12 protein-coding genes are annotated in these 16849 nt (G+C 42.5%); 7 read left to right on the top strand and 5 right to left on the bottom strand.

Annotated elements, in window-relative coordinates:
* Positions 1-304: 304 nt before the first annotated feature.
* Positions 305-559 (bottom strand): protease inhibitor I42 family protein, encoded by a 255-nt coding sequence (locus tag FXV91_RS01975; protein WP_229387809.1) that lies wholly within the window; start codon positions 557-559, stop codon positions 305-307.
* Between the two features lie 517 nt (positions 560-1076).
* Positions 1077-2174, bottom strand: coding sequence for a DNA polymerase IV (gene dinB, locus FXV91_RS01970; RefSeq protein ID WP_229387807.1), 1098 nt, complete (start codon positions 2172-2174; stop codon positions 1077-1079).
* A 331-nt stretch (positions 2175-2505) separates the two neighbouring features.
* Between dinB and FXV91_RS01965 the strand changes: the two genes are divergently transcribed.
* The 4 genes from FXV91_RS01965 (at position 2506) to FXV91_RS01950 (ending at position 5755) form a co-directional block, all read left to right on the top strand.
* Positions 2506-3489 carry an ATP-binding cassette domain-containing protein gene (locus FXV91_RS01965; protein WP_229387805.1) on the top strand — a complete coding sequence of 328 codons (984 nt, stop codon included), beginning with the start codon at positions 2506-2508 and terminating at the stop codon, positions 3487-3489.
* Positions 3490-3532: 43 nt separating this feature from the next.
* The gene (gene cbiQ, locus FXV91_RS01960) at positions 3533-4339 is read left to right on the top strand and encodes a cobalt ECF transporter T component CbiQ (protein WP_229387803.1); all 807 of its coding nucleotides are present in this window, start codon (positions 3533-3535) and stop codon (positions 4337-4339) included.
* A gap of 448 nt (positions 4340-4787) precedes the next feature.
* Positions 4788-5456 (top strand): cobalt transporter CbiM, encoded by a 669-nt coding sequence (gene cbiM / locus FXV91_RS01955; protein ID WP_229387801.1) that lies wholly within the window; start codon positions 4788-4790, stop codon positions 5454-5456.
* A complete protein-coding gene (locus FXV91_RS01950; protein WP_229387799.1) occupies positions 5453-5755 on the top strand; it encodes a PDGLE domain-containing protein in 303 nt (100 codons plus the stop codon). Before cbiM ends, FXV91_RS01950 begins: the two co-directional genes overlap by 4 nt.
* Before the next feature lie 180 nt (positions 5756-5935).
* Here FXV91_RS01950 and nth read toward each other — a convergent pair whose 3' ends face one another.
* A complete protein-coding gene (nth, locus tag FXV91_RS01945; RefSeq protein ID WP_229387797.1) occupies positions 5936-6640 on the bottom strand; it encodes an endonuclease III in 705 nt (234 codons plus the stop codon).
* Between the two features lie 165 nt (positions 6641-6805).
* Positions 6806-8158, bottom strand: coding sequence for an NAD(P)/FAD-dependent oxidoreductase (locus tag FXV91_RS01940; protein ID WP_229387795.1), 1353 nt, complete (start codon positions 8156-8158; stop codon positions 6806-6808).
* Between the two features lie 402 nt (positions 8159-8560).
* On the opposite strand from FXV91_RS01940, the gene purH reads away from it, so the two are divergent.
* Positions 8561-10177 carry a bifunctional phosphoribosylaminoimidazolecarboxamide formyltransferase/IMP cyclohydrolase gene (gene purH, locus FXV91_RS01935; RefSeq protein WP_229387793.1) on the top strand — a complete coding sequence of 539 codons (1617 nt, stop codon included), beginning with the start codon at positions 8561-8563 and terminating at the stop codon, positions 10175-10177.
* Positions 10178-10911: 734 nt separating this feature from the next.
* Complete coding sequence (locus tag FXV91_RS01930; RefSeq protein WP_229387791.1) at positions 10912-11697, top strand: winged helix-turn-helix domain-containing protein; 786 nt, start codon at positions 10912-10914, stop codon at positions 11695-11697.
* A gap of 329 nt (positions 11698-12026) precedes the next feature.
* On the opposite strand, the gene FXV91_RS01925 is transcribed toward FXV91_RS01930, so the two are convergent.
* Complete coding sequence (locus FXV91_RS01925; RefSeq protein ID WP_229387789.1) at positions 12027-12950, bottom strand: UbiA family prenyltransferase; 924 nt, start codon at positions 12948-12950, stop codon at positions 12027-12029.
* 1055 nt (positions 12951-14005) lie between these two features.
* On the opposite strand from FXV91_RS01925, the gene FXV91_RS01920 reads away from it, so the two are divergent.
* Positions 14006-16837 carry an HAD-IC family P-type ATPase gene (locus FXV91_RS01920; protein WP_229387787.1) on the top strand — a complete coding sequence of 944 codons (2832 nt, stop codon included), beginning with the start codon at positions 14006-14008 and terminating at the stop codon, positions 16835-16837.
* The last annotated feature ends 12 nt before the right edge of the window (positions 16838-16849 follow it).

Genomic DNA, 16849 nt, shown 5'->3' with positions numbered 1-16849 from the left:
AAGGAAGAAATAAGAGAGTTACTAAGAGACGAAACATGGAAAACATGACTGGAGGACAAGGAAAAACTACCAGTTTTTTTAATTAGTCCTCTCGAGAGAAACGAAGTGGAGCAAAAAGGACCTCGTGCTGTTGCACTTGCAGTGCAACTCTCAGGAAATCCCTGATTTCCTGTGATCCCGAAGCGAAAATTGGGAAGCGAAAATAGAAAACAAAAGTGAGTCCAAGGCAAGGCAGGGCGGATTGGACTTTTGCCAGAGAAGGCGACCTTGCCAGAGCTCCAGGCTCCATAGCCTGTAAAAATTATTATTCGGCATCAATATTGATCTCAAAACAGCTTGCTATCTGGTTACCCCTCCGGTATGTGCCTGTTATCTTTTGACTGCCCTGGCAAGTTACCTGAATATCCCACACACGGTATCCCCCGCTGCCGGTCTTTTCCTCATCTTCAGGGACAAACCTGTCCCTCGTCACCTGTAGCCCGTTACTGGTCGCGATATCCCAGCTAAATCCGCTGACTGGATTTTCCGGAAACTGGATTGTAAACGGTTTTTTAATCATATCGTCCCTCTCCTAACCGTCCTTATGCAGCCGTCCTTCCCTACCCACTCTATGAATTCTTTTCGCCTTTTTGAGCGAATTTGAATAAAGTGCCATTTTGAAGAAACCCGCATGCAGAAATGATCCACATAAAAAAATAGCATGGCTCAAAAAATGGGGGTAGAAATTCAGGTTATGGAAGCAATTTCGGAATATTAGCCATACTATTATTACATTTCTTGTGTGATAAATTTTATGAAAAAATTATCTCATGGGTTAACAAAAAAGAAGGTATGCTCAATAAAATGAGAGTAACTAAGGCATATCTTAATTATATACTGAGTATAAATATAAATCTGGTAATGAGCGAGAATCCTGTTTATAGGTTTAACCGGGTAAACATAACTTTCCAGCACATGTAAGATCGGGACATGTAAAATAGGGCAAACATAAAACCTGACCGCGCAAAAACGAATGTAAGCAAAAACTAGTGCAAGACAACATACCCTTAAACTATGCAAAAACACATCATTTAGACTCAGTAATCAAAAAGGCTTTTCTGGCCCTTTCTTTTCTGGAGTCCTCCTACCCTTACTCCCACGCGTCTGAGCTTTGTCCTGTTTTCTGAAAGGAATTCGCCCAGGATTTCCCTGGTTACACCAAGAAGGGCTCCCTTTGAAGAAACCTGGTGACTGAGTGTGCGACTCTTTGTATACATCTTGAAGTTTGAGTTTATGGCCGTAAGGGTTACAACCCTGAAGGAGAGTTCCCTTGAGTCCAGTTTTTCAATAACGTCCCCTGCCAGCTTATCCAGTAGCGGAAAGATAAGTTCCTTATCCAGAGTATCTTCAGGCAATGTCGCAATTCTTCCGATCTGTTCTGACCCATCCCTTTCTTTAAGGAGAGTGTCATCAATTCCTGCAGCAGCATGTTTAAGCCATGTACCCCTGGATCTTCCGAAGGTGGAAATGAGTTCGATAACATCGTGATTTGCAAGGTCCTTTATTGTAATTACACCCATTTCCTGTAATTTTCTTGCAGTTACATCCCCGATCCCCCAGAGTTTGGACACATTCAGCGGCCAGAGAAAATTATCCAGATCCTGAGGACTCACAACCGTAACCCCATCAGGTTTTTTTGCGGAGGAAGCCATCTTGGCAATTAGCTTATTTGGTCCTATTCCTATAGAGCAGGTCAATTTCTCTTTTTCTTTTATTTCTCCTTTTATCTTCATCCCGAGCTCAAAAGCTAGGTTAAAATCTCCACCTGTTCTGTCGGTTATTTCAAGGAAAGCCTCATCAACACTTATCTGTTCAAAAGAATCTCCGTTTTCTCCAGGGTCTGCATAGCTGCGGAGAATTCCCATAATCCTATCAGAAACCGAAGTGTAAAACGGCTTCCTGACAGGCAGGAAAACGGCTTCCGGATTAAGTTTCTTTGCCCTTGAGCAGGGCATTCCTGACCGGATTCCGAATTCTCGGGCAATGTAATTACATGTGCTTACAGATCCACTGAGCTCGCTTCGCCCTGAAAGCATGCAGACTACAACTGCTTTTCCGCGGAGTTCAGGGTTTTCCCGTTCCTCGACGGCTGCAAAAAAGTAATCCATATCTATATGAAGAATGACCCGATGCATCACCGTAAAAGACGCGGGGAAGATTTGTATAATTATCTCTCAAGCTTATTTGCCTTTCAGGATTTAAAGTCGAAGAGAAAAGGAAAGTAAAAGGAAGGTAAAAGGAAGGTAAAAGAAAGGAAAAGGAGGCATAAACAAAAAAGTGCTGACCTGAAGCATTGACCCGAAATTTAAAGCACTACCCTGAAATAGAATAAAGCAATGAGCATAAACTGCAAATCGGGAAGTACAAACCATAACACATAAAAAAGATAACTTCATTAGCTGTAACACTATTTTTTAAAAATTATATAAAGGTAAGCAGTGGTCTCCGTACAGGACGTTTTCAGTTATGAGCAAATCAAACCCCCCAAGGAATCCCGGAGGAGAAGCAGATATTCCGGAGCAAATAAAGGGCAAAAAAAACCCTGAAACCGGGAGAAATCCGGAAAAAGCAGGCAATCCCTCAGAAAGAATCGACACCCCTATCCTTGAAGTAAGAGATCTATGCCACAGATACCCACACCTGGAATCAAATGCCCTTGATAAGATAAACTTGAAGGTACACAGTGGAGAAAGAGTTGCAGTGCTTGGGGCTAACGGAGCAGGAAAGTCTACCCTTTTTAAACACCTTAACGGGATTCTGCGCCCCCTTTCCGGGGAAGTCCTGGTAAAGGGAGAAAAGATTACTAAAAAGAATGTGCGGATGTGCAGGGAAACGGTAGGAATAGTTTTTCAGGATCCTGATGACCAGGTGCTTGCCCCGAGTGTTGAAGAAGATATAGCTTTTGGACCAATCAATATGGGCCTGTCCAGAGAGGAAGTAGAAACAAGGGTAGAGGAAGCCCTTGAAATGGTAGGACTTAAGGGTTTTGAAGAAAGAGCCCCGCACCACCTGAGTGGAGGACAGAAAAAACTCGTGGCAATTGCAGGAATCCTTGCCATGCGCCCGGAAGTTATTGTGCTTGACGAACCCACAGCAGGACTTGACCCTTTGAGTTCAGCCCGAATTCTGGAACTTATCATGAAAATGAATAGGGAACTCGGGATCACCATGCTTCTTTCAACCCATGATGTGGATGTTGTCCCTTATTTTGCTGAAAGGGTTTTCGTACTCCACCACGGAAAACTTGAGGCTGACGGAAGCCCCGAAGAGATATTCAATGACCCCGAACTCCTCAGAAAAGCCCACTTAAGGCTGCCCAGGATTGCAGAGGTCTTCGAAATGCTGAAACAGAAAGGCGTCGATGTAAGCATACAGATAACAGCCGAAACTGCCAGGGACGAGATCCTGCGGATTATAGGCTCCGCGCATCAGAAGGCAGGAATAAAATAAAAACCTGAAAATTTTTCACAGGACATTTTCAGGAGAGCTTTTGATGGTAACACTTACTGATATCGAGCGTGAATCATACAAAAATAGCCCGATACACAGGCTTGACCCAAGGGTAAAACTGCTCTTTGCGCTTGCCGTGATCCTTTACGTAGTTAGCCTGCCCCGCATCCATGAAGAAAATATAACTCGTCTTCTTGCAGTTGAGGCTTATCTTCTGCTTCTTGTGCTTGCTGCCAGACTGGACTTAAGGTACTTTATCCTGCGCATTCTTGCAATCTTACCCTTAGGAATTGGAATTGCCCTGATCCAGCCTTTCTTGAAGCCTTCTTTTGTGGAGAATTACACTCTTTATCCTCTGGATCTTCCTTTAGGGCTCAGCATAACATATGAGGGAATTGCCTTCGGGACTTCACTTCTCGTAAAGTTCCTTGTCTGCGTAACATCAGTCGTACTTCTTTCATCTACCACGAAGTTGAGGGATATGGTCTCAGCAGCTGATAGGATAGGTTTTCCGAGGGAATTTACCCTGCTGCTTAGCATGATGGTACGCTACCTTTTTCTTTTCTGGTCTGTCCTGAAAAGAATAAAAATTGCACAACAAACCCGCCTCTTTAACATATGGAACAAAAATGTGACAAGAAAGTGGATTATAAAACAGATAGGGTACAGCATCAGTTCAATCTTCGTACGGTCTTACGAGCAGGGAGAAAAAACCTATATAAGTATGCTCTGCAGAGGATACGGAAGTGGATATGAAAAAGCATATTATAAAGGAAAAATCAAAGCTCAGGATATTTTCTTTTTGCTATTCAGCGCAGGATGCATCGTTTATATTCATTATTTTATCTGAAAAGCCGTATATTGCCTGAAAATTTATGAAACCTTCTTTCTCGGGTAAATTCCGTTCTTAAAATATAAATCATTCTATTATTTAATACTAAAAACCTGTACCTGCATACTCGTTTCAGTGCAGAAAGAAATCGACGGACATGCAATTTGACGTATATATAAATACATAAATAACGAATTTGATTAAACCGAATATTTATCGGACAAAGTAATATCAAAACGTATATATGTAATACTGGACAATCAGGTATTATCAAGAAATTCTTTAGAATAATCATTGGGAACGTTATTAGATATTTAAAGAAGCAGGGTTAACTTCTGAGAAATGATCAAAGACGTTCATTTTAAGAATACTCATATCCCCTTCAGGAATGTTTTTCCGTGCCAGAACGGGGATTCCTGTTTAGAAATTCAGAAGACAAGAAATGGGGTTAAAAAGAGGAAAATGAATGCATATACCTGATTCGTTTATACCGCTTGACCAGGCAGTAATTTACTGGGTTATTGCCCTTCCTTTCATTATAATGTCAATGAGATGGGCAAGAAAAGAGCTCGATGAGATGAAAGTACCGATCCTCGCTGCCCTTGCAGCAGGGATATTTGCTATCCAAGCCATGAACATCCCCATAGGTATGGGGACAAGTGGGCACATGGTCGGGGCAGCCCTTGTGGCAATTGTTTTCGGAAGTCCCTGGGCAGGAGTTCTTGTACTCACGCTCGTGCTGCTTGTGCAGGGTTTTGCCTTTGCTGACGGTGGGATCACTACAATGGGTGCGAATATCCTGAATATGGGGGTTGTTTCCGGTTTTGTAGGGTATTATACTTACGCTGTGCTCCGCAGGAGCTTGAGCATAAACATTGCAGCCTTCGGAGGCGCCTGGCTCGGGCTTTTCATCTCGTCAATTGTCTGCGCAGTTCAGATGTGGATTGCAGGTACTTTCCCTCTGGTTCCGGGGCTTATGGCAATGGGAACCTTCCACCTGATAATTGGTTTCATAGGAGAAGGACTGATTACCTCAATAGCAATAACGGCTATTGCAAAATCCCGTCCTGATCTCCTGGAAGAAAACAGTCTGGAAGCCAGAAAAGAGAGAGTAGAAATGGAGGCAATGGCGTGAGCGGGAAAAATATGAAGTTTTTGTATGCAGGAATTGCAATTGCTCTCTTGGTCTCGGTACTTGCCCCTTTTCTTGCCTCTCCGAACCCTGACGGGCTGGAAAGTGCTGCTCTGGGCGTGATCGATGAATCAAAACTGTCCGAGCTTGAAGAAATGGAACCTGCAATAAGTTCTCCGATGACTGACTATTCAATAGAGGGAATGGGAAAAAGCGGGGAAATTATGGCGATTGCCATAGGAACTATAGCGGTACTGGCAATCAGTTTCGGGCTGGGAAAGGTTTTCAATAAAAAAGCCTGACAAAAAATTGTATTTCCTTTTTGAAAAGCCGTTTATCTTCCAGATCATGGAAGAAACGGCTGCCCCATAAGTATTCTCATGAATTAAGTATCTCAGCATGACTCGTTCCAAATAATCAGGACTCTTTCCAGATTTTCCTTTATTAGTAATACTTTAGTGTCCCTGAAAAATTTCCATTGCTTACTCACCAATAAAGATAATGCTGGAGGGACACAGCTCTTTTACAACACAAACCTGACACCTGGGTTTTCTTGCCTGGCAAACCTTCCTCCCGTGATAGATGAAGGTCATGGAAATCGAATCAAGGTCTTCTTTTCGGGCAAGTGGTATGAGGTCCTGTTCGATTTTTACCGGGTCCGAGTGCCTGGTAAAGCCCAGCCTTCCAGAGACTCTTTTTACGTGGGTATCCACGGCGATGCCCTCTATCACTCCAAAAGCTCGGGCAAGCACTATATTCGCTGTTTTTCTCCCGACTCCGGGCAGAGTCACCAGTTCTTTCATTGTCTGCGGGACTTCGCCCCCATATAGCTCGACAAGCAGCTGCGCGGCAGCTTTGATATTTTTTGCTTTGCTTTTGTAAAACCCCGTAGAATAAATATCCGCTTCAAGTTCTCTGAGGTCTGCACCTGCATAATCTTCGGCAGTCCTGTATTTTTTGAACAAATATTCAGTTACTCTGTTAATCTGGACATCCGTTGACTGAGCGGAAAGGACAGTCGCTATAAGGAGTTCCAGCGAATTGCTGTAGTTAAGAGAAGGTTTTGCGCCCGGATACTCTTCCTTTAAAAGGACCCAGACCCGGTCAAAATTATGTCTGTTGTCAGGAATATAATATTCCTGCAAGGGCTCATTAGAAGTCAACTTTCCCGATTTTTTTTCAGGCATCAAAAGAACTCCATTAACATTTCGATTTTCCCGGCCTCAATGTCCCAACCATAATATCAGGATTTTTAAAGGCGTTTAACCTCTTTACATAACTATTTTTATTACACATTTCAGGATCATTTTCCGATAGGATAATTTCAGATAAGCTATCCATACAGCCGATTTTTACAGCATATAACGGATATCAGAACATACTGTTGGATACGTAAACACCATTTTCCTTATGTCCGATGCCCGGAGACCAAGTCGCATTGCCATAGCAAAGATATTGATAGCCTCTTCGGCATTCGGACCCAGAATGTGGGCTCCTGCTATACGGTCTTTTGTTTCATCGATAATTACCTTTGAGGCTGCAAACTCCAGTCCTGCTCTTCTTGTGGTGTTCCATTTACTGCGGTCACGGAAAATTACCCTGTATTTACTATTTTCTTTTGCTTCACTAATTCCAACGGAAGCAAGGACAGGAATGGTAAAAACTGCACTGGGAATGCCTGTATAATCAGCTTCAGCCCCACTTCCATCGAGAATATTAGCTGCGGCAACCTCGCCCTGAAGTGTTGCTACCGGAGTAAGCTGCATGCCTTCGGCAGTACAGTCTCCGCCCGCATAAACGCGAGGATTTGATGTTCTCATCTGCTTATCAACTATAATACCTTTTTTTCCAGCTTCAACTCCGGCATTCTCAAGCCGTAGATCTTCGAAATCAGGAATTCTGCCTGCCCCATTTACCACCATATCTGCATTGAAAGTCTGAATTTCGGACTGCTTTTCGGTCTTGTACTCAGCACTGACCAGAAATCCGTTATTCCCTTTTTCAACAGCTACTACCGGCCTGTTTGTAAGAATCCTGATGCCTGCAGCCTCGGAAGCCTTGACAAGCATATTCACCAGATCGAAATCAAACCCTCCCAGAAGCTTTTCGCTTCTATGCAGGATTAAAACTTCAGACCCAACTCGCCTTGCAATGTGTGCAAACTCTAAGGAGATATATCCGCCCCCGACAAAAATGATCTTTCCAGGAAACTTCTCTATTTCCATGAACTCTTCACTTGTTGTCATGTATTCCTCACCAGAGATGCTCAGTTTCCTCGGCTTTGACCCTGTCGCAAGGAAAATATACTTCCCTTTGAGTTTATCTTTCCCGACAAGCACGGTGTTTTCATTCTCAAAATGAGCTCTCCCGCGATACATATCAATTCCCATATCTGCGAACATTTTTTCAGCTTCACGGGGATAGCCCTCAGTAAACGTTCTCTTAAATTCAATAAGTGAAGGCCAGTAAACCAGTAAAGGCTTCTCTGTCCCTGCACCTTTGCCTATAAGCCTGTTGTTCAAGTCTGTGGCTTCGGATACCCCTGCAAGAACCTTTTTAGGGTCGCATCCTCTAAGGGGGCATGTGCCTCCGTACTCCCTTGAATCAATAATGGCAAATTTCAATCCTGAGGACTTTGCCCTGCCTGCTAGAGTTCTGCCTGCAGTACCTGTCCCGATGATTATAATATCGTATTTATTTTCCATCGATTCCCCAACCTTTTTACCTGTTTCTCAAAAAAATGGGCTTAAAAAGATGATTAAAAAATAAGTTCAAACATTCAAGGGCAGACGTAAGAAGTAACTTTGAGCAATATCACCATCCTGTACCCCTTATCATTTCTATTTCCAAGCAATAAGAATTCTACCTGAACTTTTTTTCAGAAAGATGTTCCTCATATAAAGATGGCAGAGGGCAATAGTTAAAAAATACCAAAAACTTAAAGAACTAGAAATCCAAGAGATTCATGTTAAACGTTAACAGAAATGTTGCATTTAAGGAGTTAAATTCTGATTTTTTCAATAAAAAGGTCATCTTTCCAATAAAATAATGTGTAAACCATAAGTTTTATAGCTAATAATTTTTAAACCAAGTATATTGGTGATTTTTTGGTAAAAAGGGCACTGCTCAGCGTATCAGACAAGACAGGAATTGCGGAATTTGCACGCGGGCTTGAAGCACTTGGCGTGAAGATCATATCAACAGGCGGGACTGCGAAAATCCTTCGCGACGCCGGCGTCGAGGTTACTGATGTCACGGAAGTCACAGGCTATCCGGAGATGATGGGGGGAAGAGTTAAAACTCTCCACCCGAGAATTCATGGCGGGCTCCTATGCCTGCGGAACAGTAAGGAACAGATGGAGGAGGCTGCGAAAGAAGATATCTCTCTTATCGATCTGATAGCCGTAAACCTGTACCCCTTTGAAGTAACGGTTTCCAGAGAGGATGTGGAGCTTGAAGAAGCCATTGAAAATATAGATATCGGAGGCCCGACCCTTCTCCGCTCTGCAGCCAAGAATTATCGTTCTGTAACAGTATTATCTGACCCTTCAGACTATGGACATGTCCTTAAAGAACTGCGTTCAAGTGGAGTCATATCCGACAAAACCCGAGCTGCTCTTGCAGTCAAAGCTTTCAGGCATACGGCTGATTACGACGCAGCTATTGATACCTATCTGAGCAAGACCCTGCTTGGAGAAGAGGTGCTCCGCCTGAAATTTGCCGATGGCGTGAAACTTCGCTATGGAGAAAACTGGCATCAGAAAGCATATTTTTATAAAGAGTCTAAGATCGAAGGCCCCAGCCTGGCAAAAGCAGTCCAGCTGCATGGAAAAGAGCTTTCCTACAATAACTATGTAGATGCAGACAATGCCCTCCAGACGGTCAAAGAACTCGGAAATTCGTCCCCTGCCGTAGCAATTGTAAAACACAACAACCCATGCGGACTTGCTACTGGAGAAACACTCCTGCAAGCACTTCAGGCTGCCTGGGATGGGGATCCGATTTCGGCTTACGGAAGCATAATATGTACAAACGAGACTTTTGACCTCGAATCTGCAACTTTTCTGAATGGGAAATTCATAGAAATCATCCTTGCCCCTGACTTTAAGCCTGATGCCCTGGAGTACCTGAAAAATAAAAGTGAAAACCTGAGGCTTCTGAAACTTCCGGAACTCAGAGAGGTTTTCGGAACGGAATACACATACAAATACGTGGTCGGAGGCATGCTTAAGCAGAGTCGTGATATAGGGATCTATGAAAAATGGGAGTCTGTTACTGAAATTCCCTATCCTGAAGACAAACGCGCCCTCTCGGAGTTCTGCCTTAAAGCCTGCAAAGCCACAAAATCCAATGCTGTGATCCTCGCGTATGAATACGAACCGGGATATTTCATGGTACTGGGAATGGGAGCGGGGCAGCCTAACAGAGTGGACTCGATCCGTAAACTGGCAGCCACAAAGGCAGTTGAAAACCTGAGGGTAATTTATGAGCGGGAACCGCTTGCTTCATCCTTTGAAGAGTACTGCCAGAAGATTATGTCAGAATGTGTAATGGCGTCGGATGCTTTCTTCCCCTTCGATGACAGCGTAATCCATGCATCAGAAAATAACATACGCTACATTGTTTCCCCCGGCGGTTCAATCAGAGATAGTGAAGTTATTGCTACTGCAAACAGACTTGAAGTTGCCCTGGTTTTTACAGGCATGCGGCATTTTCTTCATTAAAAAATCAAAAGATAAAGGTTCGATGTAAAAACAAAGAAGGACCCAATGTATTGAACCTGATCTTAATGTAAAAGCTCGAGTACCCCTGCACCCGGGGGCAGGGTACATTCTCATTTTAAACTTATTTTTCAGAGCTTCAGGGTTAGAAGACGAAAGATTTCCCAGAGGCGAGAGTTTTAAAATTCCTTGGCTAAGTGCATATGTCTATTTGATTACCGCGTACTTCAAAAAATTTATTAATGCACCTGGCTTATTATTTAATTCACTATCGGATCTAACTATTTTGATTAAGAAACTCATCAAAAGCCAATCTTAAATATCAATTTTTTACCCATGATTTTCAACCTGCATTCCGGATAAGCAGTTCTAAAACGTATATTAGTAGAATAATTTTATATCATTGTCATAAACTATTTTTTCATTAAGTTAGGAATATTTTTCCAGTAAGATATTCTGCGTTTTCGAAAGACCGGTACATAAAATATCTAAATACCAGAAAAAATTATTAAGAATTAAGTATACTCTTGAAAAAGATAATATATATTGAATTCGTATACCATTCTAGCAACATTATATCATTCTGATATAACTGCCACCTCAATTCAATATAAAAGATGAAAAAAATTAAAAAAACCAAATTATCTTCACCTTAAATAAAAACCGGAGAACTTACCTTTTCGCAACAACTCTTAAATTACTCCAGAAACAGTATGAAAAAATATGGGCTGATAAATGTGAAATCAACTGGACTTTTAAGCATCCTAACCTTTTCTGAAAAACGAAAAGATATTTTATTTTTACTTCAGGAGAGCCCAAAAACCCTTTCGGAGATCAAGGACTATTTCGATGTAAGATCACCGGAGATTCTACCTCGCCTGAAAGAAATGGAAAATTCGAATTTAATTGTCAGACAGGAAGGAATGTATCGGTTGACTTCCCTGGGAAAAGTTTCAGCCATATATTACAAACCTTTCCTTGACACTCTGGCAGCTATAGAAGCAAACGAAGACTTCTGGAAAGACCATGACCTTATAGCGGTTCCGGATATGTTGCTAAACAGAATACAGGAGCTAAAGGAGTGCAGAGTTGTAAAGGACGAGCATGAACATATTTATGACTCCCATAAGGCGTTCATGGAAAATGTCCTGACTTCCGGCCGTTTTATGGGCTTTTCATCAATTTTCCTCCCCAGCTATCCGCCGATGTTTCTTGAGATGGCCCGCAGGAATATTCCGATCTCCATAATTGTTACACCAAATGTCTTTTTTAAAATAAAAAGCGAGCATAACGCAGAAATAGAAGAATTTCTTAAGTATAAACACACAAGTTTCCACGTCTACGACAGCGCAAAGGTAGCTTTCGTCGTAACAGACAGGTTTATGTCACTCTCACTCTTTTTCAAAAACGGAACCTTTGACCCGAGAAGTGACCTTGTAGGTTTTGATTCTTCATCAATTAAATGGGGAGAAGACCTTTTTAAGCATTATAAAGAAAGTGCAGTTGAAATAAGGAGTCTGTAAATCGAAAGGTTGCAATGACCTAAGGTTGCAATGACCTAAGGTTGCAATGACCTAAGGTTGCAATGACCTGAGGTTGCAATGACCTGAGGTTGCAGTTATTCGGAGGGTATGAAGATGAAAGAGCTGGAAATCGAATTGTAAGTGTAGCTGAAGATGCTCGATCTTCAGTCTAACCTGTTTAAAACGTGATTAACCAGGTTTTTTACTTTCCTTACTACTTTTTGTTAGAATTAAAAAATAAACATCAAGCTCCGGATGTATTATCATATCAAGTTTTTTATTAGACTAAGTTTTTTCATAGTTTTTTTAGAATTTTGTAAAATTAGGTCTTATGCAATTAAAGCACCTGCAATCATCCTGAGTCCAAGAATAGAAGTGGATTCTCCGTCTACAAGAACGGTCCTTTCAAGTGTTTGAGAAGAAAGTTTCTCATCTTCTGAGCTTGTAAAATTCTGGATGCATATCAGTCCGCAAATGAAACTGTAGAGAACTATAAGGGGTTCGAAAGCAAGGACTCCGTGGATAAGGGCAATCCCAAGCACCAGGTGGGAGAGCAGGTGCATGGAAGTAAGAAGATTGCGAGTTTTCCTTGTCCCCAGGCTTACGGGAAGAGTCTTGATACCTGCAAGAGTATCTCCTTTAACATCCTTGAAATCATAAATGGCGGAGTTGATGAAGAGTTTTACTCCGAAGAAAATAAAAACCAGAACAATAGGGACCAGATTTCCACACCCACTACCTGCAAGTCCTGCAATAAAAAGGCCCCATGTAAGCCCGACAACAATATTCTTAATTCCAAGCCCTCCTTTGAGCTTCAGAGCGAACTTGCCGATTTTAATGCCTTTACTGTACAGATAGCCAGTTATGAAAGGTACGAAAGCAAGTGCAAACATTCCTTCTTTCGCCAGTATGCAAGTTCCTAGAATAAAAGCCAGTAGTGAAACCACGAGTCCGACTTTTTTATTCGAGCCATTCAATTCCTTCCGGTTTACAGTATCTTCTTCGGAATCAAAAGCTCTGTCAAGTGTATAAACTGTGTAAATAATTAGACCGCCTGCAACACAGGTCAGTATACTTGATTGAATGTGAAGTAGTAGAAATGCGAGGTGTATTCGTAGCGCACCAGAAAATGCAACTAAAATAGAACTTTTCAGCAGTTCGAGAGTGGCATTTTCCTCATCACACTTAGGAAAAGTCGTTCGACGGTGCTTGAAAATGTGACCAAAACATCCAGAAAATACATTGGAGCTCATGAAACTAATACAGTTTGACTTTTAAATATTATTAATTCAATATAATATAGACAGATCAGTATAATAGATAAGGAACTGAACAAATTGTATATCATTGAACTAACCATTAAGAGAATAAACTACCAATTATATTTATACAGAAAAAATATAATTCCATTACTTAGTAAAAAAGACGCGGAGACGTTATTGTGGGTACTTAAATGCGCATATAAATATGTAATTCTAGAGGATCAAAACTGTACTCTGAGTGGCGACGGTGAATTTAGAAAGAATATTTAAGCTTCATGAAAACAAAAATGACCCAAAATGAAGTTGTCACCGGGTTGACAACTGTCATAACGATTACATTCCAAATTTTTGTATAACTTCAGATTCTGAGTAGTACGGGAATGAATTTCGGGATCTTTATGAAGGCTCTCTGTCTCTCGTTTCTTTGAGCAAACGCCAGAGCTCGGGGAGAAAACCAGACAAAATAGACAAAAATAGACAACAGTAGGCAAAAATAGGCAAAAACAAAGACAAAAAGGATATGGCTGAATTTACCTTCCTTTTTTTACAGGGGATAAAACCCTTGCCTGAACCTTAGATGCAGAAGTCTTCAAGGAGGAGGCACGTGAAAGAATGATATAAGTCTGTTTCGCAAACTATTTTTAACAATTATAATCGCCTATCAAAATTATACCTGAGAGGGCATGTTAGAAGAGCCATTAAAATTAAAACAGGAATGTAAAAACTGATTATATAGCGAAACGAGATTTATAAGATAAGCAACATAGTTAAAAAAGGGGATATAAGCGGGTAAACTCAGTTCTATAGAGAATAGTCAGGACGTCTATAGGTCGAAGACTGAAAATTACCCTTTACGAAGCGGATTTCCTGCGTTCAACGGATGCAGTTGTTTTTAAACACGCAGAGATCACATCTGGGAAAACCATCAATTTGTATCTTTATTCCTGAGCAGAAAAAGACCTTAACCTGTGATTAGAATGGATAATTGAGGTAGATCTGCCAGAAAGCAAATTATTGAGAAAAGAGATTTAAGAGAGGTGACAAGCATGTTCTCATCAGATCCAGATATTCCTGAAGGGGACGGGGAGCAGCAAGCTCTGGAAGAAAAGAAAGGGAACAGCCTATCCCGAAGAAGACCTTCTGAGCCGGATACTTCGGATAGCAGTGTTAAAACTACCACTCCTTGGCATTCTCTGGAAAGTGAAGAGATATTAAGAAAGCTTGCCACTTCTTCCAGGGGGCTTGACCCTGAAGAAGCAGCTATCAGACTTCAGGAATATGGAAAAAATACCCTGCCTGCAAGGAAGCCTCCGGGAATTGTAGAAATTGTCCTTCATCAGTTTAAAAGCCCTTTAATTTACATCCTCCTAATAGCAGGAATAATCTCAGTTCTTCTGGACGATCTCAGAGATGCAGGATTTATTTTCCTTGTAGTAATAATCAATGCGGTAATCGGCACTATCCAGGAGTGGAAAGCGGAGCAGAGTGCGTCACAGCTGCAAACCATCTTAAAAATTATGTCCAGGGCCAGGAGAGGAGGAGCCGAGATTAAAATTTCGGCTGAAGAGATAGTCCCCGGGGATATTGTCCTGCTTGAATCTGGTAGCCGTATCCCTGCTGACCTCCGTATTCTCCGTGCTACAAACCTTACTATTGACGAATCACTCCTTACCGGTGAATCCGCTGCTGTGCAGAAGGTAGTAGGCATACTCAAAGAAGATACTCCCGTGAGTGATCGGTACAATATGGCATATGCCGGAAGCACTGTAATTACAGGGCGCGGCTGTGGAATTGTAACTGCGACAGGAAGCCGAACCGAAGTTGGTATGATTGCACGTGCAGTTACAGAGACGGTGTCGGCAAAACCACCTCTTCTTATACGGATGGAAGATTTTGCCCAGAAAATAGGAATTCTTGTGATAGCTGCAAGCGGTGTGATGAGCGCAGTTGCCCTTTCACAGGGTACCGCGCCTATAGAGGTTTTTTTCCTTGCTGTAGCCCTTGTAGTGTCGGCTATTCCTGAAGGGCTGCCTGTAGGGGTCACAGTTGCACTTTCGATTGCATCTACCAGGATGGCTAAGCGCAATGTGATTGTCCGCACGCTCTCTGCAGTGGAAAGCCTCGGGAGCTGCACCACGATAGCAACCGATAAGACCGGAACTCTTACTGTCAACCAGCAGACTGCAAGAATGGTCCTGCTGCCCCCAGGAGATTATTTTGAGGTCTCGGGAGAAGGGTATACCTCTGCAGGTGATGTAAAGCAGAAGAATGGAGGTTCTCCTGATGCAGAAGATATGGAGAAACTTCGAAAGCTTGCACTGGCTGCCACGATCTGCAATGAAGGAACCCTCTTTAAGGAGGGCGAAAAATGGACCCATCATGGAGATGCTATAGATGTCGCTTTTCTTGCGCTTGCATTTAAGCTGGGAATCAATCCGGAAGATGTCAGAAAAGAATTAAAAGTAGTGGCTGAAGTTCCCTTCGAATCCGAGAGAATGTATGCGGCTGTATATTATCAGGAGGATAAAAGCGGACCCATCAGGGTAGCTGTTAAAGGAGCTATGGAAGCTGTTCTTCCATACTGTACAAATATGAATGTATCGGAAGGCACGGTTCCGATTGATCCGGTTGCCCTGAACCGGGAACTGAACTCCCTGATGGAAAAAGGGTATCGCGCTCTCGTGGTCGCCGAGGGTTCCGTATCAGGGAAAGTGGGCGAAGAGTCTGAACTCGAATCGGTAAAACCGGAACTCACATTTCTCGGCATTACGGGATTCATGGACCCGCTGAGACCCGATGTCAATGAGGCAGTCCAGACCTGTAAAAAGGCTGGAATTGATGTGATAATGATTACCGGAGACCATCCTAAAACTGCACTTGCAATAGCCAGTGAACTTGGGATTGCCCATTCGAAAGAAGAAATGATCACAGGTAGAGAGATAGAAGAGCTTGGAGACCCCGAACTCCCCACTTTTATTGCTACCCTTGAACAGGCAAGAGTTTTTGCAAGGGTAACACCAGTGCAGAAAATGCAGATTGTAGATGCACTTGTCCGCAGGGGTCATTATGTTGCTGTCACAGGGGACGGGGTCAATGACGCCCCCGCGCTCAGGCGGGCGAATATTGGCGTGGCGATGGGATCAGGAACCGATGTGGCTAAAGACACGTCATCCATGATTGTAACCGATGATACATTCTCTTCGATTGTTGCAGGAGTAGAGGAGGGGAGAATTGCTTATGATAACATCAGAAAGGTTACTCTCCTTCTTATTTCGACCGGACTTGCAGAAGTAATTCTTTTCATACTGGCGCTTTTTGCGGGCTTATCAATACCACTGCTTGCAGTGCAGCTACTCTGGCTCAACCTGGTTACAAATGGAATTCAGGGAGTAGCACTGGCCTTTGAGTCAGGGGAGCCCGGAGTCATGGGAAGGAAACCGAGAAAGCCCGAAGAAGGGATTTTTAATGACCTGATGGTAAAAGAGACCCTGATTTCAGGGGTAACTATTGGGATCATAGCGTTTGCAGCCTGGGCATGGTTACTTGGAGAAGGATACGAAGAAAACGGGGCAAGAAACCTCCTGCTTCTATTGATGGTTCTCTTTGAAAATTTCCATGTATTTAATTGCCGTTCTGAATATCGCTCCGCATTCAAGGTGCCTATCAGGAACAATTATTTTCTGGTTATTGGCGTTGTCATGATGCAGGGACTTCATATTTTTGCAATGCAGATACCTTTCATGCAGGAACTTCTCAGTATAAGCCCTGTTTCATTTGATAGCTGGTTCCGCTTTTTCATAATTGCCGCCATTGTTATCGTTGTAATGGAAATCTTTAAAAAGATAAGGACTGCTCGTGATAAAGATATCACAACATAATCAAGTCTGAAA

Origin of the sequence: Methanosarcina sp. DH2 (assembly GCF_020804225.1) — an archaeon.
Classification (GTDB): Archaea; Halobacteriota; Methanosarcinia; order Methanosarcinales; family Methanosarcinaceae; genus Methanosarcina.
The sequence above is the reverse complement of the archived record's forward strand: the minus strand, read 5'-3'. Positions and strand labels throughout refer to the sequence as shown.